Origin of the sequence: Prevotellamassilia timonensis (assembly GCF_021531665.1) — a bacterium.
Taxonomy (GTDB): domain Bacteria; phylum Bacteroidota; class Bacteroidia; order Bacteroidales; family Bacteroidaceae; genus Alloprevotella.
The window spans coordinates 1-24782 of sequence record NZ_JADYUH010000026.1 but is presented as its reverse complement, the minus strand read 5'-3'; the positions used below and the strand labels follow the sequence as shown (position 1 = coordinate 24782).

20 protein-coding genes are annotated in these 24782 nt (G+C 45.3%); 2 read left to right on the top strand and 18 right to left on the bottom strand.

Annotation, left to right across the window (positions count from 1 at the left end; genetic code table 11):
- Positions 1-10 precede the first annotated feature (10 nt).
- Both I6E40_RS05965 and I6E40_RS05960 read right to left on the bottom strand, forming a co-directional pair.
- On the bottom strand, positions 11-1264 hold the full coding sequence (locus tag I6E40_RS05965; RefSeq protein ID WP_235386047.1) for a glycosyltransferase: 1254 nt from the start codon (positions 1262-1264) through the stop codon (positions 11-13).
- Positions 1265-1437: 173 nt separating this feature from the next.
- On the bottom strand, positions 1438-1884 hold the full coding sequence (locus I6E40_RS05960; protein WP_235386060.1) for an Rpn family recombination-promoting nuclease/putative transposase: 447 nt from the start codon (positions 1882-1884) through the stop codon (positions 1438-1440).
- On the opposite strand from I6E40_RS05960, the gene I6E40_RS05955 reads away from it, so the two are divergent.
- Positions 1864-2064, top strand: a complete 201-nt coding sequence (locus I6E40_RS05955; RefSeq protein WP_235386045.1) for a hypothetical protein — start codon at positions 1864-1866, stop codon at positions 2062-2064. The two genes, I6E40_RS05960 and I6E40_RS05955, sit on opposite strands and share 21 nt — an antisense overlap.
- Before the next feature lie 80 nt (positions 2065-2144).
- Here I6E40_RS05955 and I6E40_RS05950 read toward each other — a convergent pair whose 3' ends face one another.
- From I6E40_RS05950 to I6E40_RS05875, 16 genes are all read right to left on the bottom strand, one after another.
- Positions 2145-3512, bottom strand: a complete 1368-nt coding sequence (locus I6E40_RS05950) for a hypothetical protein (protein ID WP_235386043.1) — start codon at positions 3510-3512, stop codon at positions 2145-2147.
- Between the two features lie 9 nt (positions 3513-3521).
- On the bottom strand, positions 3522-4295 hold the full coding sequence (locus tag I6E40_RS05945; protein WP_235386041.1) for a glycosyltransferase family 32 protein: 774 nt from the start codon (positions 4293-4295) through the stop codon (positions 3522-3524).
- Positions 4296-4335: 40 nt separating this feature from the next.
- Positions 4336-5532, bottom strand: coding sequence for a hypothetical protein (locus I6E40_RS05940; protein WP_235386039.1), 1197 nt, complete (start codon positions 5530-5532; stop codon positions 4336-4338).
- A gap of 2 nt (positions 5533-5534) precedes the next feature.
- Positions 5535-6410 carry a glycosyltransferase family 2 protein gene (locus tag I6E40_RS05935; RefSeq protein ID WP_235386037.1) on the bottom strand — a complete coding sequence of 292 codons (876 nt, stop codon included), beginning with the start codon at positions 6408-6410 and terminating at the stop codon, positions 5535-5537.
- A gap of 3 nt (positions 6411-6413) precedes the next feature.
- Positions 6414-8276: a hypothetical protein gene (locus tag I6E40_RS05930; RefSeq protein ID WP_235386035.1), complete on the bottom strand. Its 1863-nt coding sequence runs from the start codon at positions 8274-8276 to the stop codon at positions 6414-6416.
- A gap of 18 nt (positions 8277-8294) precedes the next feature.
- A complete protein-coding gene (locus I6E40_RS05925) occupies positions 8295-9326 on the bottom strand; it encodes a glycosyltransferase family 2 protein (RefSeq protein WP_235386034.1) in 1032 nt (343 codons plus the stop codon).
- Positions 9327-9337: 11 nt separating this feature from the next.
- Positions 9338-10360, bottom strand: coding sequence for a hypothetical protein (locus I6E40_RS05920; protein ID WP_235386032.1), 1023 nt, complete (start codon positions 10358-10360; stop codon positions 9338-9340).
- A gap of 2 nt (positions 10361-10362) precedes the next feature.
- A complete protein-coding gene (locus I6E40_RS05915) occupies positions 10363-11199 on the bottom strand; it encodes a glycosyltransferase family 2 protein (protein WP_235386030.1) in 837 nt (278 codons plus the stop codon).
- Positions 11181-12716 carry a lipopolysaccharide biosynthesis protein gene (locus I6E40_RS05910; RefSeq protein WP_235386028.1) on the bottom strand — a complete coding sequence of 512 codons (1536 nt, stop codon included), beginning with the start codon at positions 12714-12716 and terminating at the stop codon, positions 11181-11183. Before I6E40_RS05910 ends, I6E40_RS05915 begins: the two co-directional genes overlap by 19 nt.
- Positions 12717-12731: 15 nt before the next feature.
- A complete protein-coding gene (locus I6E40_RS05905; RefSeq protein ID WP_235386027.1) occupies positions 12732-14675 on the bottom strand; it encodes an LruC domain-containing protein in 1944 nt (647 codons plus the stop codon).
- A 31-nt stretch (positions 14676-14706) separates the two neighbouring features.
- Entirely contained in the window at positions 14707-16575 is a 1869-nt protein-coding gene (locus tag I6E40_RS05900; protein WP_235386026.1) for a DUF4114 domain-containing protein, read from the bottom strand.
- A 42-nt stretch (positions 16576-16617) separates the two neighbouring features.
- Complete coding sequence (locus I6E40_RS05895; protein ID WP_235386025.1) at positions 16618-18300, bottom strand: outer membrane beta-barrel protein; 1683 nt, start codon at positions 18298-18300, stop codon at positions 16618-16620.
- A 3-nt stretch (positions 18301-18303) separates the two neighbouring features.
- Entirely contained in the window at positions 18304-20208 is a 1905-nt protein-coding gene (locus I6E40_RS11010) for a GumC family protein (RefSeq protein ID WP_235386024.1), read from the bottom strand.
- A gap of 217 nt (positions 20209-20425) precedes the next feature.
- Entirely contained in the window at positions 20426-21262 is an 837-nt protein-coding gene (locus tag I6E40_RS05885; RefSeq protein ID WP_235386019.1) for a polysaccharide biosynthesis/export family protein, read from the bottom strand.
- Positions 21263-22393: an MraY family glycosyltransferase gene (locus tag I6E40_RS05880; RefSeq protein WP_235386017.1), complete on the bottom strand. Its 1131-nt coding sequence runs from the start codon at positions 22391-22393 to the stop codon at positions 21263-21265.
- A gap of 192 nt (positions 22394-22585) precedes the next feature.
- Positions 22586-23323 (bottom strand): UpxY family transcription antiterminator, encoded by a 738-nt coding sequence (locus I6E40_RS05875; RefSeq protein ID WP_235386016.1) that lies wholly within the window; start codon positions 23321-23323, stop codon positions 22586-22588.
- Positions 23324-24282: 959 nt separating this feature from the next.
- On the opposite strand from I6E40_RS05875, the gene I6E40_RS05870 reads away from it, so the two are divergent.
- Positions 24283-24537, top strand: coding sequence for an IS66 family transposase (locus tag I6E40_RS05870; protein ID WP_235386014.1), 255 nt, complete (start codon positions 24283-24285; stop codon positions 24535-24537).
- The last annotated feature ends 245 nt before the right edge of the window (positions 24538-24782 follow it).

The following is a 24782-nucleotide window of genomic DNA, read 5'->3' as shown; positions in this document are numbered from 1 at the left end:
AAAGGTTTATCTACGAACGATATGCTCGGGTAATCACATCTTTGATTTCGGCTCCATGGTGTTCCCAGCAGCATGTAGCAGAAGCATCTTGAGCTTTTTTGCCCATCATTTTTCTTGTCTCTACATCAGTAAGTCTCAACATCCCCTTCGTGATGTGGTCTATCACAAAATCTCTTCCTTTTCTGGGTATGATGATCGCATAGTCATGCGTGAAGTATCGTGTATATCCTGTTGTGTCTATGCATATCAAGGGTTTCCCCAATGCCATAGCGTCAAATGAAACAGTGACGGCTCCCTCCTTCAATGCTGCATTGATCACAACATCAGCATCAGCCATCAATGTTTTGTATTTCTCCATGGAAACTTTGCCTGTAAGCGATATATATTTGCCAAGCCCCCTGTCTTTGACCATCCTTTCAAGTCTTTGCTTGTCATAGCCTTCTCCTACTATTGTCACATGAATTTGGTCATTCTGCTTCACGGCGGCATGGGTAGCTTCAATGATCAGGTCAAATCCACGCCAAGCATCCAGGCGGCCTATAGTGACATATTCGGTGACATCCTTTTTTCCCGTTTGTTTGTGGCAAGCAGAGAGCGTTGCTTCAGCTGCAACATCGGTAAAAATGATGGTCTTGTTGGCATAAGCCGAAGGAATGTATTGACGGGTAAAGTCGGTTTTACATAATATCAGATTTGCATTTTTGCATCGTTTTTTGAATCCCATGTTCCATTTGCTCAACAAGGCTATTTGCCTACGAATCCTTTCAATGATATAGCTCTTTTTTCCGTAGTGTTTGCAATATTCTTCAGGTATGGTTTCCAAACCTCCTATGGGTCCCCATATGAAGAATTGCTTTTGTCCATAGCTGCTCACCTTCCACAATGCGTTTCCGTAGGTGAGATGGTGGAAAATCCTGATGTCATTTTCCTGCATGGTCCTTTTCACGATATGGTTGGTACACACCTGCCATATATTATAATAGGTACGCACGCCGCGCAAGCCCTTTTTCCAGAAACGTGCCCATTTGGGCCAGTCGTAATACAGCCAGTGGATATTTTTATATGCGGGATGCTTGTCAATCCAAGGCTCGATGGTGTGCCGATTGCTTTCGCGTGTCAGCACCCACAGCTCGAAGTACTTCGACATCTCCAGCACCCAGTGCCATCCCACGCCAATCTCACTTCCCATCCCAGGCTCGCAAGCATAGGCAGAGACGAAGATCTTAAGTTTTTCTTGTTCGGTTCTCTTGGTAGAGAGCATCATTTCATGTGACAACCTATTATACATAGGAATAATGATTTAGAAAAATGGACTATTCATAGTCTTACGATAATCTTTTCATATTCTTCTTATATTGCTTCTCAAAGACTATTCGCAGAATTCCTGCTACAGCCTCCTGCGGTGTACCGTCATTCATCACCTTATAGAAACCTGGCTTATCCGCCAAATAGTCTATACTCTTCTATTGCTTTCTCCTTCTCTTCAGCCTTCCCTTTAGCCGATCCTTCGGATATTCCTTCCGCCCTTTCGTTCTTCATGATGGACAGGATGGTGCGATAGGAGTCGATACTGATGTTGTACTGTTTCAGTTCTTCCGGTGTCATGCGCACGAGTTCAGCTATGTTCCCCACTTTCTTAAAGGCGGGTTGCTGCTGCTGGAAAGGGATGTTCGTAGTCATAGTCTCAAGATTTGTGATGTTATACAGCCAATAGTCAATTCTTGTCTTGCAGTCCTCCTCCTTCATTTTCCTGTAGTTGGGGAGTTCCAGGGTGAAAACCTTCAGTCTGTCGGAAAAGAGTTCTCCGGTTTCCTCCACCTTCAGCTGCACCGTCCTGACGGTCCTTTGCTCAAACCCTTTGAGATGAAAGTTGAGGAAGAAGATGCCGTAGACGGGCTTCAGACGGAAAAAACAACGCTTTTTTCCTCAATCCTCCAAATCTGTGCAACAGAAAAACACAACGATAACTTTTTTTATGGAAACAAATTGTCCGATACATCCAATCAAAATTCACCACAAAACACCCTCAAAAAAGTATCTAAAGATAAATGGCAAAGTATCTAAAGATAAATGGCAAAGTATGTTTAGATAGTTGGCGAGGTATGTTGAGAGCTCAAAACGTAGGATTCCTGCAAACGAATCTATTAATTATCAATTTTGAAACAAAAACGCTCCATAATACACTTGACAGCCTCGTCAACCATTTCATCTATAGGACGTTCAGCATTGATAAAAACCACGGAAACCATGTTTTTCAATCTGCCAAACTCCGTGAGTTGCCTCTCAATCTCCTCTCTGTCCAATTCCTGCTTCCTACTGTAAATCACATCAGCTGATGCTTGTAATACAAAAACTATCTGCGGTTGCACAACAGTCTTCACAAAAAGCATTCTCAGCCATCTTGGAAGGCTAATGCGTGAACGTGCAGGATCTATGAGAAAATCATAGATGTATCGGTCATAAATACTGTATCTCTCATAATGCACCTCTTTACGCAATAAGATTGGAACACCAAGCAGATAGTCGAGCCAATAATATAGCATTCTTATAAATGATGACATGAAACCAGCAGGTTTTTTCCTATGTGGAACTGTGAAGTTAGTATCTTGCTTCATCAATTTAGCTTTTTCACCAAGCTCTCCAAGATTTGGTAAGATATTGGGCCTAAAATGATGAACGCAAAAACGACCTTCATCACAAACATAATACTTTTGAAGCCGTTCTATCAACGCATTGATAAAAGTTGTTTTACCGGTTCCATCGGGAGCCTCAACAGCGATGAATCGCCTAAGTTTATTCGGACACCATATGACTCTGTATAATCTGTCGGCCAAAAACCGCACATTTCCACAGAGGGTTTGCAAGGGATGTGTTTTATAAGTTCTTCTTATGAAAGCTTGCTGCAAATCTTTGGCTTTATTCTCTATACATGCATAATCGTTTTTCCGTAAAGCTTCAACTACTTTATTCCCTGTAGATAATTCAAATAGTTTGCGGATTTCATTATCTATATTCTCGTTAGATTGCAAATAGTTCTGAGTGATAGTTCTACGATATTTATCTTTCAATCTTTTATATGCAATGATGTTTTGGGCCAAAAGTAAAACTGTATCCATAGTCTTGTTTAAGACATAGAAATCCTTGTATGGAATAACATTAGCATACAGGTACTCAAAATCAAAATATTGAAAGCCTTTATACACCTCATTCTCTATGATGTCGATATGGATGGCAAAATGTTGTGCGTCATCCATTATATACCAGCATCGCATAGTTTCAAATTTTGATATCTGAAAATAATAGATGTTGAAATTTTGCATGATGCCTTTTAGTATTCCGGTCACTTTATGATATGTGCCGGGAGCAATCACCACATCCACATCTTTCCCGCTGTTCGTTTCGGGAAGTCCTTCATAATTGCGAAGAACAAAATACCTAATGCCATGCATATTCAATTCCATAAAGAATTGACTGATAAAGGCAGCGTGTAACGATGACCACAATGCTATCATTCCATAATACTATTTGAGTAAACATCTAATATAAATTTCTATTGTCCGTATTCTTTCTTTCCCCAATATCCTTTGTCCTACACTTCTTATTGCGTTCAGGCTTGGGCGTACTATTTTCCTCCACAAGAAACTGTTTCCTCTTGCTATTTGGGATACACTCATCCAACTATTTGAACATCTGTGAATACCAAGGGTATTTTCTGTGATAAGGAATTTATTTTCTTCCAAGCGCTTTGGAAAGAAATAATCTCGAGGATATACAAGAATATCCCCTATTGTCTGCATCATTCTGTTACAGATTAGCCCTTGTTCTTTCAGAATATCAGTCAGGATGGATACATTTGCGATTATATCCTTTCTACCTTTGCTGATAAACAAATGTGTTTCATAATACTCCAAGAACTGTCTCATCACCTCGTTCTTTGGGGAAAATGCCATTATTGCAGTTCCTATATGTGATTTAGTCTCAAAGCCAAGAATGTTCTTGTCCGTTTTAAGTACTTTATCTATAGGTTTGATAAGCTCAAAGTCTGTGTCAAAATAGATTCCTCCATATTCATATAGCACCTTTGTCCTGACACAATCGCTCAAAAAAGCATAGTTTCTTGCCTCATAAGCCTGTTTCGCATATAAAGGAAGGTGTAAGGATTCTATATTCTCCTCATTCCACAATTGCAAGCTATGATGTGGTAGGAATACTTTCCAACTTTCTATACATCTTCGCTCCTTTTCTGGTATCTCCTTCGAGCCAAACCAGCAATAATGAATAGTCTGTGGTATCATATATATGTCCAGTATTTTATATCTCTTTCAAGCTTTATCATTAGCCATTACTAATATCAATTAGAACTTGGTTAGTCTGAAAATACCTCACCCCTGTCATAATCATCAAGCATCCCCATGCATAATAGATGTTAGTCAGATTGGCTCCAAGAAGGGCCAGAAACAACAATGACTCAAGGCTGAAGAAACGGTGAATGGCACATGAAAAGACAAAAGTCAGCAGTATCAGATAGGCCAGCAAACCATATTGGTCATATATCTTTGTGTCTGTACGCGCCCACCAATATTTGTCCTTTTCCATGCTTTTTTTCCCTATCCAAGTTTCAAGTTGGGTGACATCGGTCTTTGTGAAGACGTTCATCACGGGAATTATTCTCGTTGCTCCGCTGCCATCGGCAGCCATGGCCTCTTCTGCGCTTCCTGTTGATGCAGCTTCTGCCAGTGCTACAGCACGATCCATTTGTTTCAATTCCATTGACTGCCCCAACATGAACATTCCGATTATCAATGGGATAATATAGATAACGGTTTTACGTGTTATGAAGTAGAGGCTCAGAACTCCCATGCCCACAAAGGCTGTTCCGCTTCCCATCATCAGCATGCTCCAAAGAAATGAGAAGGTCACAATGCGTTGTTCTGGGCTGAACATTTCTTGGAGGCTGATTCTTTTACCTTTCATAATTTCCATACATCTAAGATAGCCGAGCATCGTGAATGTGAGAATGCGTGCCGAATGGCTGGGCTCCAAAGTCAAGGATGGCAGTTTCGTTATGGATAGGAAGAACTGATTTTGGAGATTAAGCAACGGCATGTTGCGAAGGCCTACCAGTACACACATCTGTTGTCCTATCAGCACCACTGCGTAGGCGATGATCAGATACTTGAGAACCTTCGTAAAATACTCCAGCGTAAATGTGCCTTTTACAATAAAACTATAATAATTGATATACAATATCAAGTACATGCCCAAGAAACCCAAGGTGGAGAATCGCATTTCACCTTTCAGCAAGGACAAGGTATAACAAACGACCCAATAAATTGCAGCCAGAACGAGTGCCTTGGTGACGATTGGCTTCTTGGCAATGAATATCAACGGACAGAGACCCATGAGGGTAATCTTCACTGGACTAAATGGACCTTGCTCTATGGGAACAAACATGATATTAAAAAGTACCAGCATAATTGTGGCCAGCACCTTGTCCTCATAGATAAATTTGATTTTTTGTAGAATCCACATTTTTATTGTTTATTTCTTTGCATGATGCTTCTTACATAATCTCCCGTGCAGAACACTGCCAGATAGCTTTTCCAACCAATCGTCTTCATGAAATGATTCCAAAAACCCTGGTAGTTATAATGACGCTCAAAATACAGCCGCGAGGAAATCCAAGCATTAAATCGTTTTCGAGGATTTCCTTTGGTGCTTTTGACATGTCGATGAACCGCCTGCAAATTGGCTACATAGTACATCTTTAATCCAGCCTGTTCCACCTGCTTAGAGAGAATGGCTTCTTCACAATAAAGGAAGACCTGCTCATCGAAAAAGCCGATGCGTTTAATGAAGTCCATACGAACCATCAGGCAACAACCACTCACCTTTTTACATACATGCGAGGTTTTATAATCCCCTATGAAATCGGGAGTCTCCTTTGCCGAGAAATTCAGAATGACTTTTACCCAGTTGAAACTACTTTGCCAACCCTTTGGGTCGGGCATCATCGGATTTTGATGTACTAATTCCGGTGATGTGATGTCTGTGGCTGCAACCGCTACCTCTTTCCTTGCCTCCATCTCCTCAACCAGTCGCATCACATAATCCTGCTGCGGAAACTCCATGTCGGGATTGGCGATGAGGGCATAGGCATACCCCTTTTCAGCCGCATAGCGCAAGCCGATGTTGTTGCCCGCGTTATATCCGCGATTCTCCTTGGCAGCGATGAATGTGCAGCCCTGCTCTGCAGCCAGGCTCTTCACTGCCAAGGCGTCATCCTCGCGAGAACGGTTATCCACGATGATGATTTCTATTTCAACTCCCTCCTGCCGTTTCAAGTGTGAAATGCACTTGCGGCAGTCGGCACTTGAATTGTAGTTAAGGACAATAATCGCTACCTTCATTTTTTATACTAAATTATGCCTGCGAGCCACATATTTCCAATACAAATAGCGTCTCACCCTGACTGTCGTGTTCCTTAGTTTCCAAACAGAGGCAAGCAGACAGTGGGGAATGGTGAGACGCAGGCTGCCCAAGTCATAGCCGGTTATGGTGTCTCCAAAGAGAGCAATCCTCAGCAGTTCAATTATTGTCAGACGTTTCACAAATGGGATATGGTCATCAAACTCGCCCTGTTTTGACAATGGATGAATATCCACGTTTATTGCCGCATTGCTTATACAATTGAACGAGGTCTTCGCCAAATCACGCAATGTCCTGCTGCCGAGTTTGTCCATCGTGTTTATTTGTGCGGCAATAGTCTCGATGGCATCTTGATTTGCCTGGGTGATTGGGGTATGGCGGAATTGTCCGTTGTGGCCGAATACCGGCTCAATATTGCCCTCGACCGTCCTCTGGTAGGCAATGGTGGAAGGGTAGGGTGAGGCGGAGTAATAATGTTCGAGCAATATCGTAGTCTCGGTTGAAATCTCCTCCGCCCGGAAGTATGTTGAATACCTGCCCGCGGATGGGGGGAACACATCACGTCTGACACCGTAATAGAAGAAATGCAAGTCCTTCGCTCCCTTCCGTCTGAGGATGTGGTTCATCATCAGTCGGGATGTTCCGAGCCACCCTACGTCAACGGCGGCACAGCTGTCTCCGTCAAGTAACCCTTCCTGACGGAAATACTCTTCCAACAGCCGGTATTGTTCGCCGGCAGTTTGTTGCAGGTGTGGCGTGAAGTCACTGTGAAATATCTTGCGCAGGAAATCTTCCTGATCCTTGATGTTATTTGCCTTTGAATACGGGAACTCAATCCCGTATTTATCACGCATCTCCTCGCGCGATGTTCCCAAATAGCTCAGCCTCTTGTCGATAGAGTCGATGCGGATGATGGTGTTGTGGTCGCTTGCCGCCAAATAGGCTTTTTCATCTTCTCCGTAGAGATATGGCAGGAGGAGCGACCTGCGTGAAACGAACAGATAATGCAGTTCGAGTCCCTCAGCCTCTTTTATTAGAGCCTGTGCCGCCTTCATCAGTATGTAACTGTCGCGTGATAGGAAGTAGAGCTTGCGTATGCCCATACTGCGTGCCTCGCGCAGCACATGGATGACGTATGGCAGATAAGCGGGCACCACGAAGTCGGCTGCAAAGGCAGCAAACTCGTTGTCCTTATGCCTCAGCCGATATTGCCTGGCAAGTTCAGCCATTGAAGTGGACACCTGAGAACAGGCTCTTTCCGTATTATTGTGACATGTATTGATATGTATGGCACGTATGCCCTTGCTTTTTGCCATCTTGATGTCACTCCTGATGTTGTCGCCATAATGAATCCATTCGGTGGGATGCAATTCATTTCTCACCACTTTATACAGGAGTCCAGTGTCTTTTCTTGCATTATGTTCACATGATACATATATGGCGTCTTCCTGCCGGCAGCATCCGTTGCGTTGCAAGACCTTCCGTAGGAACTGGCTATTGAGATACATGTCGCTGATGAACGCAATGTTATAGCCTTCTTTCCTTCGTTGATCAATCAACTTGCATACAGATGGATTGGCAATAAGAACATCTTTTTCGGTCTCCTCTTCCGCTTTCATCATGTCCTCTTTGTTTTTCCTTGCAAACGTAAGGAAAGCGGAATCAATTTTGTCATACACATCCTCAAGCGTATTCCCTTTCGTACTCTTCCGCCATACGACAAAAGCCTCGCGCAAGTCTTTGTCATTGGGAAACAGACGTTCTGCCAAGAGATGAAAAACCGCCTCGGGCTTTCCGCAGCTGCGAAGCAATGTCGTGTCGAATATGTCAAAGGATGCTAACTTCATATTGAGTGTGTTGTCGTATTATCTGCATAGAAGGGCAACAAGCTTGTCATATCGTGAGAGACGGATAGAGGGAATTATCGCTCCATACGCTTTCTTCACCTTATGTAATGTTTTTATTGCCTTTATAAAATGCCCTGTCTTTATGTGCATTTTCGCACGGCGTATTCCGCGTATTGCTGGGCTACATATACTATCGGAATAGAATCTGTCATAAAACGAGGAACGCTCTTTACCCGCTACATAATGGAAATAAAGCTCCTCGTATTCCGAACTGTCAATAAAGATTTTTTTCATGGGGTACATTGCGATGTTAACCCTTATGGATTTCTCGCATTTTATATTTGTTCCCCATTTTTCCGACAGGGCATAGGTGCGTTCTGTTATCTTGTCCAGAATATATGATAACTCTTGTATGGTGAGCTTGTATTTTTCTTCCATACATGGAGAGAACGTAATAATGTAATTGTCTTCCCAAATCAAAGCCACGCTATTGCAATGGCTCAGGAAATCAAGATTGAAAAGAAAATCTTCTGAGAATCTTACATTGGTGTCGAATCTTAAACTATTCTTGCTGATTATGGAACTCCTATAGAGCTTACCGGCAATGTTGTTGGTGTATAAGTTATGCAAATGTTCCTGAGAAAACTGAATGAGCCTGTCGTTCCCGATGTAGCAGTCTTCGTTTATATGGCAACAATTGCCTTTTGTGTCTTTATATCCTCCAATAATCCAATCGCCATCTTTTGACATCAACTTTTCTATGTAATCCTCAGTAACCTTGTCATCTGCATCCACGAACGTAATCCATTCGCCCTTGATGTGTGCAAGGCCGGTATTGCGTGCTGCGCTAACACCTCTATTCTGTTGGTGAAACACCTTCACACGGCTATCCTTTGCGGCATATTCATCACAGATCTTTCCGCAGTTGTCTGGAGAGCCATCATCCACCAATACAACCTCGATATTATTGTAGGTCTGTGCCAGCAAGCTGTCAATGCTCTGGTAGATGTATTTCTCAGCCTTATAGACAGGGACAATAAGTGAAACCAAACCGTTGCTCATTAGCCTTTATCTCCCTTGACTCCCTTTAGCTTTTTGAAGTATGTTTTTATCATATATTGATAGGCGCATAACCTTTCGTTCAGTTTATAGAGTATTGTATTCTCCATATACGATTTGTATATTTTTTCGCCCACATACGAAGAGAGGAAAACATAATGTGAACTGTCAACCATGTTTGTTTGTAAATTAAACCACCTTGACTTGTCGTCAAGCACATCTTTTACTTCATGTGCTACACCCCCGTATTCTTTTAGTTTCCTGTAGAAACAGTCATCGTAGAAAACCGACAACTCGCTTGACAGCATTGGGAGTGAGACGTTGAAAAAGTGAAGTATCAAACCTCCATAGAAATATTTGAGACTATATGCCACCTGACAATTGTATTCTCCTGCTAACTCCTTTATTAAATGACCATTCTTTTTGTTTGTAACAAACAGTGCTGGCTGGTCTAACGACATTCCCTTTTCAAAAGCAGAATACTTCCAGGTTTCATACCAGTTGGCAAAGAAAGCGTGCGTCAGCGGAGTGTCTTTTACAAAAATAATGCCAGAGTTAAAGTAAAAATCATCGTCAAAGTCCATTTTTCCAAATGTACAGCTAATACGATGTGTAATAATGTCTGTGTCAGTTCCTGACAATTCCCGGAAACGGCGATGGCCATCAGGCACACAGGCTATTTCTGCATCAATATTGTCAATCCCGGCAAGGGAGCCGCCTATCACGGTGTCAGCGTCAATGAAAAGCAGGTCTCCTGATATGAATTGCCTGAAGTTGGTCTTCAGGTAACGTGAGCGTTGCATGGCATTATACCCATCGGGAGTATCTACCGCTACCACCTCAGTGACAAGTTCCCTTATGCCGCCACGCTTTCCTGTCAGTGTGGATTCAGTTCCCTTATCCACAAGCAGGATTACATCGGCGTCGGGGTTGTGCTTCCTGAGTGTGTATATCGATACCCAAGCCTGTTCAAGATATATGTCATTATTGTTGCTTACTATGCAATATACAATCTTTGTCTTCATCGTCATTTATCGTGAATACGACATTTTGATTGTTTTGAGAAGTGCTTGTTTTTGAATGTATCTATTCTATATGCAATAATCCCTAATACTTTAAATAAGAAATATGCCCACTTTTGGGTACGTATGAAATGCAACTTCATAATGATTCCCATGTCATCATCTGTCATGTTTTTGGGGAATATCTCTTTCACTATTTTATTTCTTTCGGCAGTAAGCAAGCCTGTAGAGCTTATACCTCCATCATCAACAAATGAAACCGCTTTTGGATAAAAGGAGTATGAAGCCCCGTGATATATGACTGCCTCAATAAACCACTTGTAGTCGGATATGACCTTGTAATTCTCATCGTACATGCCAAATGACTGAAAAAGTTCGCGTTTAATAAATGATGCTTGGTGAGGTATCGTTTTACAGAAGAGTTCATACCAATTTAATTTTGTATGAATATTGATGGGAATGATATGATTGCCATCTTGAGACAGTTGTATCCCATAAATAATATCGGTTCTGTATTGTTCTGAAAAAACACTTTTTACAATGTCCTCACCAACAAAGCAGTCACCGGAATTCATAAAGTTCAGATACTCACCCTTAGCTTTGACAATGCCTTTGTTCATGGCATTGTAGATGCCCTTGTCTGGTTCAGAACACCAATAGTCAAACTTGTCCTGATGCTGCTCAATGAATTCACGGCTGCCATCGGTGGAGCCGCCGTCGATTACAAGCCATTCGTAGTCTCTGAAAGTCTGGCTCGCCACGCTTTCGTATGTCTTCTTCAGTCCTTCAAGGTTGTTGAAGTTGACTGTAATAATTGATAGTTTCATGCTGATCTTCTCCATTTGTTTCTTGCCCAACTAACCAACAGGCTCCTCTCTTCATCAGTAAAACCCAATGCACAAACCATAAAGACTGTAGTTAAACAGCTGACGATACATATAAGTACCAATCGTAAGAAACAGCTTGGCATGGCAAACATTACGAGCAGGGGCGGGACAACAGATGCGGCACTTACCAATGCCGATTTCGCATACACTTCGCGCATAAATTGCCTTCCGCTTATCTTAATGAGATCCTTAACGAGATAGAGTCGGAGGAGCATCAGCACAAGATATGTTCCGAAATAGATGTAATATGAGTATAATGGATTTGCCTCCAATTTAAAAGCCATGTAGGTGAGAGGAAAATTGCTCACCTCCACCAAGCCTACTATTATCATATATCGCTTGATATTGCCGTTGGCATGCAGCGCGGTTATCAATGTTCCCGAAAACATGTTTATTGCTGTGATATATAACGTCCATCTCACAAACGATACGGTATAGTCAGGAACATCAATAAGCCATAAGTTCAGTATGTACTCTGTTTCAAGACAGATGGGAATTAAAAAGAATAAGCAAAGGAAATACGAGAACTTTGCCCCTCTGAACACTAACTTGTGCATCTCCGGCAAATTCCCGGCAGCGTAGCTCTTGGTTATCTGTGGAGAGATGGCAACAGAAAAATTTGTTATGAACTGGCTAACTGCATTATTAACCTGTGCTGCTATTCCCCTTGCCGCATTCAATGTTACGCCAAAGAATATGTTGATGAGCAGATTCACTCCGCTGCCATTAAGCTGGTAGGCTCCCTGCGCAAGAAAATTCCAGCCTGCGAATCCTGTCATCTGTCGCAGCAATGGCTTGTCGAAAATGAATCTGTAATGACATTCCTTGAAGTTCCTGTTGCAATATATACCGTAGATTAGCCGGATTGACAGCGAGAGCAGGAACAAGAGTAAAGCATAAGTCTTCAGTTTGTCAAATGTAGAGACATAAAGTGTATATACAATTATGAGTTTCATCACTACCTCGAAAATGCCAATGTAGGCAAATGTCTTCATTTTCTCGTGTGATATTATGCTGGCGTTGTATGGAACACTTATCAATCCCATAATAAACGTGGCGATGGAAAGCTGATAAACGAAATTGGCAGCTTCCAGACGTTCAACTGGTATATTGGCTTTGCAATTAATAAACCATAATCCAACCGTCTCTCCAACTATCAGCACCACAATTGACAAAACAAACATCACATTCAGCGATGTCGGGAATACCCGTTTCAACTTCTCTATATCGCCTTTACCCAATTCAAAGGTCAGGAAACGGGAAATGGAGTTGGTGAGCGAGCTTGAAAATATACTGAACATAGCAACAAACCCACCAACTACATTATAAATTCCAAAATTGCTTATTCCAAGCGAGTCGAGAATGATTCTACTGGTGAATAGGGAAATCACCATTGTACAAAACATTCTTATGTAGAGTGCAATGGTGTTTCTTGCTATTCGCCTGTTATTCGCCTGTGTCTCTTGTGCCATCAATAGGTTGTAATGCTACTCTTCCAATAGTGTCACTACAGCATCCGCTTTTGGTTGCGAATACCAGTTATAGTATTCTTCATTGTTGAAATTCACACCCCATTTGCCGATGAGTGGATATGCAACGTGTACGGCAATCCTCTCCTTGGGCCATTTCCAGTTGCCTGCCACACACAGTGCCTGCGGCGATTTCATGTCGTTGAGAAGGTCTTTCATAGAGAACTCGCGGTCAACCGTGCCGTCATCGTTATACACCTTCAATGAGAAATTCATGCGTTGTGCTTCCATTGTGGTGTTTTTAGGCCATTCAATGGAAGGAAGTGTAATAGCTTTTCTTGTGGCAGTGTTTGATGTCGTATTCACAAATGTGTCTGTGGAAACACCGAACAGCTCGTGTACCTCGCCCAGCAATGTGCCGTTGAAATAAACCTCTGTCTTGCGCTGGGCGCCCGTGGCCAGCAGCTTCACCTCTGCCTTTCCGTTTTGTGTGTCGGGAGTAACCTTCAGCACCACGTCGTTGAAATCGTAGTCGTTGTCCAAGCCCGCATTCTCAAAAGCGAGTGTCCACGACTGTAGATTGGTTTCTTCCAGGCTCGGTGGGTTGATGTATTCAGGATGCTTCGCAATGACATCCTTGTTCCATTCGCTTTTCTTTGTACTTTCGGTGAATTCCGGGATGTATTTCTCACCCTTGCTGTTGGAAAGGGCGAATGTAACGTCGTTGCAGTCTAAGTCTCCTCCATTAAGGTTGTCATCAATTCCCATAAATGTGAAGTTGTCGTAGATGGCAATTGCACTGCGGAAGTTGTTGTCTTTCGTGTTCATAGATGCACATGAATAGTTGGCAGAATATTTTGGAAGATTGCTGTCGGTGACGCCCAGATTTGTGAGCTTGGTCTTTTGATCGGTACTCAATTTCTCTTCAGTCCTCAGGTAGAATCCGTATTCCTTGCCTTTGGGTATGGACAGCTTGAATGTGAGGCCTCGAATGGCAGTTAATCTGTCTCCATAGTAGTTGTGGACATTAAGAGTGTTCCAGGCATCATCGCCTTTGCGAACTGAGTTTGCCGGAGTTTGGGAGGGGTTGGCAGGGTCGTCCCTGTAGTCGAAGTTGGCGTCATACCATGTTGGTTTGTCATCCACCTGGTATTGCACCTTGGCTTTGCCATTGTAGTAGTCAAGTTTCAGCACTTCCGCAATATCTATGAATACTATGTCACTATATGAGCCAACGGAATGGTAATAATAGCCTAATGTGCGTGCTGCAGTCTGTCCCGTATGTCCGTAGAGGAATGAGAGCAGAATGTCATCGTTGGCCAGCAATTCGCCTCCCTCCATGAGTTCATAGTCAATCAGGGTGGACATATTGTTTTGGGAATTCTGTGATTCCACTAAGGTTTTCTTTACGTCCCCCCAACCCCACGGACCGAAATTCAGATAACCGCAGTCTTCGATAATGCTATTGCCGTAGAGCGAGGAGTTGGTGGCGGCACGCGTGCTGATCCTTTGTGCAACGGGAGCAACGCTCCTGGTATTCGATGCCGACTGGAAATTCACGTCGATAACCTTCGCATTGTTACCTACAAGGTTTATCTGCCTGTATTGTTTGGCATTCACACCATCGTCATATACTAATCCGAAGCTACTGCCTATGCCTTGTGGGATATCCAAGAACATCACTCCGCTTCCCTTCAGGTGCGTTTGCCCCAGAACGGTCACTTTTTCGTTCATTATCGTCTGAGCCGTAATGTCAGCTTCATCATCAATAGAAATGTCTAACTGCACTGTCTCAGATGTCATCCATGTCTGTTTGGGGTCAACGCTGTTCAACGGCCATCCGCTGTTTTCCCCGTTCTCTGTACCTGCCAATCCTAAGTCTTCGCTACAGGCAGAAAAAGCCAAGGCAAAGACAACTATTACCCATAATGCGGGATTTAATTTTTGCATTAATGCTTTCATAACAGACAAAATAATAAGTTAATAAATAATATTAATAAGTTACATAATTGCCCGATATTGGCGAACGGTACCAACCCCAGTAGTTCACTTTCGTGGCATCCTTTGCCCAAGAGGGGAAGATGGGATAAGTTGAGAGAATGTGAGTGCCCTCCTTGGGCCATTTCCATTCGCCTGCCACGAGCAGAGCCTGTGGCATCTTGCCGGGACTGTCGGCCAGTGTAATCATGTCGGTACATTCCTCACAAGTGCCGCGCTGTATCTCAATGTAGAACCGTCCGGCATCGTTGCCTACATGGTAGCCCTTGGGCCATTTCACGCTGCCCACCTCCACAAATGGTGTGGAGACAATGGACATAGGCGTATTTATGAATTCAGTACTCTTGCCACCAAGCAGTTCATGTATCTCTCCAAGGTTCTGGTCACCGTTAGGACCATCATAGTGGAGATACATTCTTGCCTTGCTGCCCGCCGCCATTACAGTGACAGTGCATAGCTCTTTCTTTGGGTCGGGCATTAGCTTAATGACGGCATCGTTGAAGTCGAAGTCGGCATTACGTGCCACATCCTCGAAGGCAATGGTCCAGGGCATCACTTCGTCATATTCGGCAATGGGTTGCAAATCCGGCTCCACCACTCTCGGCTTGTAGATGGCCATTTTCACGGTGACACCAAAGATAACGTCGTTGCAGTCAAGGTCGCCGCCTGTGATATCGTTTTCCATACCCATCCACATCACGTTCTCATGCTCGTCAATGAAGCTTCGGAAATTCCCGTTCTGGTTCATCACGTTCATCCTCTCCGCCGAATAACTTGTTCCCATGAAGTTGTCGCGGGTGGTGTAGGGTCTTACGCCATATCTGACAAGCCGGTCGTACTGGTCGGGGCGTGGCGTAACGTCCCATCGGTCATAGAATCCTACGCGCATCCCCTTGGGAACGTCCACTTTAAAGCTAATGCCTCGAAGTGCTGTGATGCCTTGGCCATATCGTTTGTAGGCAGCCATACTGCTATAGGTGTCGTCGTTGGCACGCAGTCCCCATGTGGGGTTTGAGTCCCAAGTGTCTTTCATGTCGAAGTTGGCGTCATACCAATGATTGGCAGTCACTCCATATTTCTCTGCCGTGGTCTCATTCACTTGATACTGCACCTTGGCAAGCCCGTCTATATAATCATAGACCTCCGTCTCCGCTATATCTACATATTGGATGTCCTCGTATGTGCCAGGCGAGTGGTAATAATAGCCAAGCACATGTGGTGAGGTGGACAGGCAGCTTCCCGCTACCCATGTGATGTAGAACGGACCGTTGGATTCCAGTTCGTAATCGACATTCATTCCGTGCTCCGTTTTCGCATTCACGCTTTCAGTGCTCATTATGCTCATCATACTGTGCCAGTCGGTCATCTGCTCAGGAGTGAACTGGTATTGCTCAGCATTTCCCAGTATGCTATTACCGTAGAGTGAGGTTGGGATGTAATTGCTTGTGGCGCGGGTCGATGAGGTTTGGAGGTTTAAGGTTACCGACTCTTCAGCCTTGCCCGTCAGTATTATGCTTTGGGATTTATACTGGTTCTTGCATATTGTGACGAGGCATACCTTGTTGCCTTGGCCTTGTGGAACTGTCAAACTGACAACATCGTTCCCTTCAACTGTAGCCATATCGTACAGCATGCCGCCAAACTCCTCTGACATAGCCCATAGTGTTGTCTTGCCTTCCGCTTCCACAGTCACCTTCAGAGTAACGGCGGTTTTCCACCATTGCAGAGGACTAACGTCGCCTCCCAAATCTCGCATGAATGATGCTTCCGTGCGTTGGTATTCTGAGTAACCATCATCAGTGGAGCAACCCGCACATATCAGAGCAGACGCTATCGTCCATCCTGTCATTTGTCTGAAACGCATTTTTTTCATATTCATTCAGTTATCTTCTTTTACAATCACTTTTCAGTTTTCTATCTTCCATGCTTTTTTGCCTTCCATGGCATCTATCACGTTCCTCAGATAGTTGGCTTGTGGCGTGGTTCCTGCCTTCTTCAAGTATCTGCGCGCATCTGTAAGGCGCTTTGTCTTTACGCAGCCGCAAGCAGCATTGAGATTGGCAGTCTTGTCTTCGGGGTTCAGATTGGCTGCTATCAGCAAGGCATCTAACCAGCCGTCGCTGCCTTCCTCGTAGGTTTGTGCCACCTTGTACATCTCCTCTATGCTCAACGCCTCGGGATGAGTGTAGATGAGCCTTCTGCTTTCCTTGGCATTGAAGGGGCGCGCCACATATTCTATAATGTAGTCGGTGTGGCGCAGTCCGGGATATACATTCTGAAGAAGCCAGTTGTATGGTCTTCCGTTATCCACTTTCTTAAGCATAGCCTCCTTTTCGTCGGGACTTATGTCAAGGTCAATCACATCGAGCAGCTTTTTGCGACTGTCAATGACGTATTGCGGCATCACCGGGGTTTCCACTATGCTTTCACGCTCATACCAAACATTTCCCTTCACCCGGCGGCTCTCGCCACATGTCTCGATAAAGGAACGCAAGTTGTCCCAGTCCTCAGGTGTGTAGTGTGTCTCAACCACGGATTCGTCAATACCGAAATTGCGGCAGACGTATGACTTCAGCGATTGGGTGCGGCCTTTGGCAAGGCGAGTGTTGTTGGAGTAGGGGCTCTCGGGCGAGGCATAACCATGCAACACTACACGATGCACCTTGAATGACTTGTCGAACAGTGCATTCTCGATAGTCTTGTTCAAACGCTGCAATTCTTCTGGGTTGCGTCGGTAACGTGGGTATATGACTGTCTCATTTACGGGGAAGTCAAGGAAGGCTCGCCCCTCTATGGCTCGATTCTTTGTGTCCTCTGCACCGGGAATCTTGAAAGGAAGTGCCGGGATGTCGCGCAGGCGATTGTCATACATTATTGGTGACGTGTCAGTCTTAACTTTCTTTTTCTTGCCAAAAAGATAGGTTACACCCACTTTCAGGTTGCTTCGCCCGTCAAATGGGGAACCCGAATTAACGCCGTTGAATTTGTCATGGAACATCGTTTGGCTCAGTTCTGCACCAATGCGCCATTTGTGTGATATGCGATAGGTGGCTGTGAGTCCAGCCCTCATGCCGAATCCCACGGTGCTGTTTCTGGAGTATGACTCTGAATAGGACAAGGGCGTCTGCCTGGGAAAACCGAAGGTATATACTCCGCCAATACCCGCAAATGCCTTCAAATTAAAACGTGTGCCCCTGTTTACGGGTAGTTTCAATGCGTCGGTGATGTCAAAGGTAGCATCAACAAACAGTCCGATGTTGTTCCAACCCCAGGTGTCGGGGTTTTCACATTGCTGCACATTGCGGCTCTTGTTGTGGTTGTATCTCAGTGCCGTGCGCCAACCCCATAGGGCGTTGACTTCCTTGCCGACGCCAATAAAAAATCCTCCGGACAATGGATATGACGAGAACTCCGACATAGGGAGATTCTCGTTGGCTGACTTGTTAATACCTCCGTAAATCTGGATGTATAAGCTGTCTTTCCCAGGGATGTTGCCGCCCGCTTTGGTATCGCCAGCATAGGCCATACTGCTATATACAAGCAATACGACACTAAGACAGCAATATATATATATATGAAGTCGTTTCATAATTTAGTATTTGTAGTTGTAATAATAGCCGTATTTGTAACCGTATTGGCTCACCGGCTTGATGGCGTTGAGCACAATGGAGAGATTCTTGTATTTACCGTTCTGCACTTGGGCATTGAGCTGATACGCCGATCGACACTGGAACAGGCCTGCCCTGACCACATAGAGTGTGCGGTCGACATGGTGCTCGATGATGCTGGCATCGGCCAATGATTCTGTCATCGGACTGTCGATGAGGATGAAATCGAACTGTGGGCGCACCTGTTCAAGCAGCAGGGGCATACGCGGGCTTGACAGCAGTTCGGTGGGGTTGGGAGGGGTGGTGCCCACAGGAAGGATACACAGCGAGGGGTGTTCGTCGTGCTGGTAGATGACCTCCTCTACATGCTCTACCTTCTCTACGAGATAGTCAGCCAGACCAACCTCTCTGTTGCCAAAGGTGTGTGTGGCGGTGGCACGGCGCATGTCGCCGTCGATCACTAATACCCTGCGCCCTTTGATGGCCAATGCCACAGCCAGGTTCATGGTGATGAACGACTTGCCCGAACCGGCAAACATTGAGGTGACAAGATACACATTCTTGTGCTTGGGCGTGTCGGACATAAACTCTAAGTTGGAGCGCAATATGCGGAATGCTTCGTTAATGGCGTTCTGGCTGTTTTGCTGCACCAACAGGGGTGTAGGCATACGCCAGCTCCTTTTATTTTTCTTGAAAAGGATGCCGTTCAACTTCACACGCTTCTTGCCGTTGTCAAACAAGGGCACCTCGCCGACAACAGGTATCTGGGTGCGGCTCTCGATGTCGAGCTTACCGCGCACCGTGGTGTTGAGGCTTTCCCTGACAAAGATGATGACTGCGGGCAAGAGCAAACCTATGAGTATGGCAGCAAGTAGTACGCTCTTCTTGTTGGGGTAGGTGGGAAACGGGCTGCCGTGGGGCATGTCAACCACCTGCGTGGGTGCCGGGGTATAGGTCATGCTGATTTCGTTCTCCTCTTGCTTCTGTAGCAGGTAGAGGTAGAGGCTCTCCATCACCTTCTGGTTGCGCTCCACCGACAGCAGTTTCTTGGCATGGTCGGGGTTGGATGTCACCTTCTCCTTTACATCGGCATTGTAGCCCTGCATCGAGCCTATCTGTATCTGAATGGTCTTGATGTAGTTGGAGATGGTGGCGATGATGTTTTGGCGTATCTCTCCCAATTCTTCCTCCTGTCGCATGATGATGGGGTTCTGGGTGGAGGTGCCTTCAAGATTGTTCTTCAGCTTCAGCAGCAAGGTGTTGTATTGGGCTATCTGCTGGCCTGCCTCGCTGCTGGTCAAACCTGTGTGTGCCGGCAGCAGCTTGTAACGCGACTTGTTGTCTTTCAGCACATCAAGGATGTATTGTGCCATGTACAGTTGGTTGGTGAGCTGAAGTATCTCCGTCTCCGACTCGTTCTGCTGCTGCAGATAGAGGTCGCTGGCCTGTTCGAGGTTGGTGATATGGTGGCGTGTCTTGAAGGTGGAGATGCTGTCATCCACCTGGTTTAGCGATTTCTCTATCACCACGAGACGCTCATCGATGAAACTTGCCGTGTTTCTTGCCATCTTTTTTTTCTCGTTGATCCACCGTTCGTTATAGACCTCTATGATGGTGTTGAGCACCCGCTCTGCACGCTCGGGTGAAGTGTCGGTGTATTTCAGGTTGATGATGGTTGACTTCTCATCGTCGAGTGTCGTGGTTAGTCCACCTTGTAGGGCCTGTGCCACCCTTTTGGCCTCGTGCTTTGTCTTGATGGTATCGAGGCGGTAGGCCACATCGGTGAGCAGGGCAAGCGATTTGTATTGGCGGAGCACGTTGGGCACATTGATCTGCTGCTGTATCAGCGCCATGTTGTTGAAGTTGTTGCCGTTTGAGCTCTGGGCCACGGTGCCTTGGGTGGTCTCCTCTTTTACTAGTACTGAAGCCTCACAGGTGTAAACATCGGGCGTGATGGACAGATAATAGATGGCCACCAGCAGAAACATGGCGAGGGAGAGGCCAAACCAACTGGAATGGCTGCGGCATAATATCCAAAAATCCTGCAACGACAGGAACTCATCTATCTGTTTGTTAAAAGATGTATTGCTGGTCATTGGTATCTTGTTATTTGAATATTGCGATTAATGAGGCGAGCACAGAGATGATTGACATCCAGATATAGGGCGTGTGGAATATATTGCCTGTATTGGTGGAGTCGCGCTTGCGCTTGTCGTTGGGGGTGACATACACTAGGTCGTTCTGCTGCAGATAGTAGCCGTCTGACAGCATTGTCTTCTGCATGTCGGTAAGGTCAATCTGATACACCTCGTTCACCCCATTGTTGCTGCGGCTCACCATGACGGCACGGCGGTTGCCGTTGATGGTCAGGTCGCCCGACTTGGCCAGGGCGTCGATGACGGTGAAGTGGTCTTTGGTGATGGGCACATTGCCGGGACTGGACACTTCACCAAGCACATTAACGCTCATGTTGATATACTCTACGGTGACGATGGGTTCACTCACCAACTCGCGGGCGATGAGGCGTTCCTTGATATAGGCTGCCACCTCCTCGCGTGTCATGCCCTCTACGCGTATCTTGCCCAGCACGGGAAAGTCGATGGTGCCCTGTTCGTCCACGGTGTAGGCGATGATTGAGCTTCCCGACCCGCTGCTGCTGACTGTAGAGGGCAACGTTTCGGCACCGAGGATGTTGTGGCTATTGCCCCGCGAAGTGAGGGTGAACTGCTGTTCGAGCATGGGGTTGCTGCTGTTCACCACAATGCTGATTTTGTCTTCAGGTCGCAGACGGAACTTATGTGCCGCCTGGAGTGCCATGCCCTGGAGCTGCATGGCATTTTGGAAGTAGGCAATGTCTTTAGGAGTGGAGCATGAATACAGCAATGCTGCCGCTATCCATAGCATGGCATGACGCCAATTCAATATAAATTCTCTTTTTTTCATCTATTGTTTTTCAATCAATGAGTTGTTAGTTCTTTTTTCTTTGCGTTTCAGCAACAGGTCGATGATGATGTTGACCGCTATCCAGAGAGTGATGTCGGCTGCCAGCAGCAACATGACCCCCAAATCGTTGCACAGCATCACATTGGTCAAGGTAAGCAGGGCCGATGACAGGATGAGGGTGGTCATGGTAGTGCGTACACTGAGTCCTGCCCTCATCAGGCGGTGGTGGATATGGTTGCTGTCGGGCAGGAATGAGTTGTTGCCATGGAGCAGACGGTAAGCAAACACCCTCACCACATCGAAACACGGTATCATCAGCGGCAAGGCGGCCAGCAGGTACTTGTTGATGTGGGGCAGGGAGTCTTGTGGCATCTGGGTGAGTTTAATGTTGAGGAAGCAGAGCATCATTCCTAAGGTGAGGCTGCCCGTGTCTCCCATGAAAATCTTCCTTTTCCTTTGTGTGCCGAACACATTGTAGTAGAAGAACGTGATGAGCACTCCGACAAAGGCAAACGACAACAGGGTGTAGATGTTTTGACTGCAAAATACAAAGGCGATGCCGTAGCAGACAAAGGAAACGATGCACAGACCGGAGGCCAGACCATCGATGCCGTCGATTAAGTTGATGGCATTGATGATTAATACCATGACAAGCGCGGTGAGGGGGACAACCGTCCACTGAGGCCATGATGCAAGCAGCAACAGGGTGTGGAGGCCTGACAGTTCCACACCACTGAAAATGATAATCAGTACACTTATGGACTGGACGATGAACTTGACAAGGTAGCCCACTCCTCTGATATCGTCAACGACACCAAGAATATACGATAGTATCAGGGCGCAGAAGACACTGGCCAATGGCAGGGACTCTGATGCGAGTTCGGCAAGCAGTTCGCCTTGTCTTGTCACTATATTCACCGCCACCACAATGGTGAACGACAACAGCAGTGCCGGCAGGAAGGTGGTGCCGCCCAGACGAGGCGTGGGGGCTTTGTGCACCTTTCTTTTGGTGGGTGTGTCTAACAGTTTCTTGCGGTAGGCCAACAACTGGACACGTGGTATGGCCACTCCGATAATCAAAATACATAACGCGAAGATTGACAGATAATCAACAATCCATGAAACGCTCATACACTATTTTTTTACCAAACATCCTCAACAGGTAATATTTGGATTTATTTCACTTAAACTTAATAATATCATGGTCAAAGCGAGACCTCCTGGTAAAGATGGTCAGTCGATGGCTTACAGAAAAGCGTTGGGTATATATGCCGTGGTCACAGTGAGCAGTCCTTCGATGATGATGATGCTTTCTTGCCATAGTTATAATATTTTTTCAAGAAAAGCTGTCGGAATGTATGCTGTTACAGCTGTTAATAAACCATCTATAACCAAACCCACTCTTTGTTGTCCATGATAACGTGCTACTATACCAGTTACTCCGACAAAATCACCCTCGATGATTTTTACCTTCTCGCCTTGTTTGAACTTCGTTACTTCTTCTTGCAAAACTAAGGTGTCAGATCCCTCTTTCTCACAAATAATTTGAAGACTCTTTATCTGATTGTCTGGAACAATCAGAGGAGACTTCATAATGCGCGCACCTGTGTGAGTGTGCTTATAGTAAAAACGCAAGTAAGGGAGGTTTATATTGTCGTAAACAAATGACTTTATCTCTTCTTCTGTTCCACGTGCAAAGAAAATATTAGGAAGACGAGATTCTTCAACAGTCTTTCGCTTGCCGTCAACTTCCTTGACAGTCTTAATTGTCGGATAGTATGCCTCTACATGCTTTCCAACCAAATAGTCGTATGCCTTCTTTTCGCGTCCGTAGGTGACACGGAGAGCATACCAATGGGAAACGTCTTTAGGCTTCAGCTTGATAGTTTTAAGTACCTTACCCGACGGCACATTGTTGGTGGACACCCCACTTTGTAAGTTCTCTGCCTTGGCTGACTCTTGAACTTCGGGGAGGACATCGGGGGTAAGCCCGGTGCGGGGAGGGATTTCACCGCCTCCATGGGGGTTATCATCTATTGATGCGTTATCAGCGATTTTCATATCGTGACCTTACTTTGCTCTAGACAGAACTCAGTTAAGGACATAAAAAGAGCGTGAGATCGTCCTGTTGTCCGCCCCACGGTCTGAGGCTCTAGCAATTGCCTATTTTGGTTGAACAGACAACGTCAGAGCCCACGCCGATATGAATAATCACTCCATTGCATAAAGTAGACGACACCTCAGCAAAACGCTCAAACCAGCTTGGCGGTTCCGCTTTCGATTTGCGCTACTTTTGGGAGACCTATATAAACAATCTTATTGCGCCCGAAAAGGTACAATTCGTGCTTACAAGGTCTCCGCAGGAGTGATATAATCACACCCGGGACATCTACCGTTGCTACGTTCAAGACCAAACATTTCTGTGACTTGCTAGATTACAGACCGTCTCAAACACAGCGTCAAGTAAACGCCTTCATTATGTCTGGACTATTTTACATAAAGTAGGCGGCACCTCAGCAAAATACTTAAGCCAGCTTGGCGATTTTGCATTCGGTTTGCACTACTTTTCCCACCCAATGCCCGCTTTGTACTGCTTTGTCATTATGTGACTCCGCCATACTCAGCACGGCGTAGGCTGCCTCGCCCAAAGTCATGAAAGAACACGTCTAACTGTGACAGATGGAACTAAAGGCCAATAGTCCAAGCGCAAAGATACGCATAATTTTTTAATTAGATGATAACAAATGAAAAGAAATTTTTGCATAAACCTTAAAATTAACAAGAATTAATCCAAGCTTGCTACCCTGTAACTATTCTGCGATAACCATATAGCAGTTGTCCGTGCTTAGAGCAAAGCCCGGATAGCTGCGTATGGTGAGTTGTTGTGTTTCTTAGTGGTCACTACGATTGAGAGCAGGCCAAGAAAGGCATCGGCACCTTGGTCAGAACGGAATGTGCCCGAGTTCTACATTTTGATCTTGACCTTTCTGATTCCCCTTTCAATAAGGTTATCCCGAAGTTTGGATAATGCAAGAGAGAACAGCATACGTCCGCTGGCTTTAGGACGCAAGAACTGTCTTTTCTGTGGCAACCACGATGCTGCGAAAAAAGCCGCCATCATCTATACCTTTATGGGGTACTGCAAACTAGCACAGGTCGATGTCCGCAAGTGGCTGAGCCACTTCTTCACCCACATACACGAATACGACAATGACAACTCACGCGACCTGATGGAACTGCTTCCGCACAATCTCAAGCAGAAGGGCATCCTGTGACATCCTTTGAAGATTCTCCAAGATTCCTGACTTATTCCTAGAATCTTGGAGAAACCTACAAGATTTTGAAAATATCTCCAATATTTCCTGACTTCATCACTTTTTTGCACCATCATATAGCGCACGATGATAATCAGCGAGTTACGTAAATTCATTGGGTGGTTTTGGGTGACGCAAGCGAAAAAACGTGTACTTTTGCACCATGTATGTACGCAAGAAACACAATCGTTCCGGCTCTACAAGTG

Coding starts and splice junctions, on each gene's coding strand:
- I6E40_RS05965 (WP_235386047.1), bottom strand. CDS start 1,264: ATGATGCTCTCTACCAAGAGAACCGAACAAGAAAAACTTAAGATCTTC.
- I6E40_RS05955 (WP_235386045.1), top strand. CDS start 1,864: ATGAAAGTTGAGGAAGAAGATGCCGTAGACGGGCTTCAGACGGAAAAA.
- I6E40_RS05950 (WP_235386043.1), bottom strand. CDS start 3,512: ATGATAGCATTGTGGTCATCGTTACACGCTGCCTTTATCAGTCAATTC.
- I6E40_RS05945 (WP_235386041.1), bottom strand. CDS start 4,295: ATGATACCACAGACTATTCATTATTGCTGGTTTGGCTCGAAGGAGATA.
- I6E40_RS05940 (WP_235386039.1), bottom strand. CDS start 5,532: ATGTGGATTCTACAAAAAATCAAATTTATCTATGAGGACAAGGTGCTG.
- I6E40_RS05935 (WP_235386037.1), bottom strand. CDS start 6,410: ATGAAGGTAGCGATTATTGTCCTTAACTACAATTCAAGTGCCGACTGC.
- I6E40_RS05930 (WP_235386035.1), bottom strand. CDS start 8,276: ATGAAGTTAGCATCCTTTGACATATTCGACACGACATTGCTTCGCAGC.
- I6E40_RS05920 (WP_235386032.1), bottom strand. CDS start 10,360: ATGAAGACAAAGATTGTATATTGCATAGTAAGCAACAATAATGACATA.
- I6E40_RS05915 (WP_235386030.1), bottom strand. CDS start 11,199: ATGGAGAAGATCAGCATGAAACTATCAATTATTACAGTCAACTTCAAC.
- I6E40_RS05910 (WP_235386028.1), bottom strand. CDS start 12,716: ATGGCACAAGAGACACAGGCGAATAACAGGCGAATAGCAAGAAACACC.
- I6E40_RS05905 (WP_235386027.1), bottom strand. CDS start 14,675: ATGAAAGCATTAATGCAAAAATTAAATCCCGCATTATGGGTAATAGTT.
- I6E40_RS05900 (WP_235386026.1), bottom strand. CDS start 16,575: ATGCGTTTCAGACAAATGACAGGATGGACGATAGCGTCTGCTCTGATA.
- I6E40_RS05895 (WP_235386025.1), bottom strand. CDS start 18,300: ATGAAACGACTTCATATATATATATATTGCTGTCTTAGTGTCGTATTG.
- I6E40_RS05885 (WP_235386019.1), bottom strand. CDS start 21,262: ATGAAAAAAAGAGAATTTATATTGAATTGGCGTCATGCCATGCTATGG.
- I6E40_RS05880 (WP_235386017.1), bottom strand. CDS start 22,393: ATGAGCGTTTCATGGATTGTTGATTATCTGTCAATCTTCGCGTTATGT.
- I6E40_RS05875 (WP_235386016.1), bottom strand. CDS start 23,323: ATGAAAATCGCTGATAACGCATCAATAGATGATAACCCCCATGGAGGC.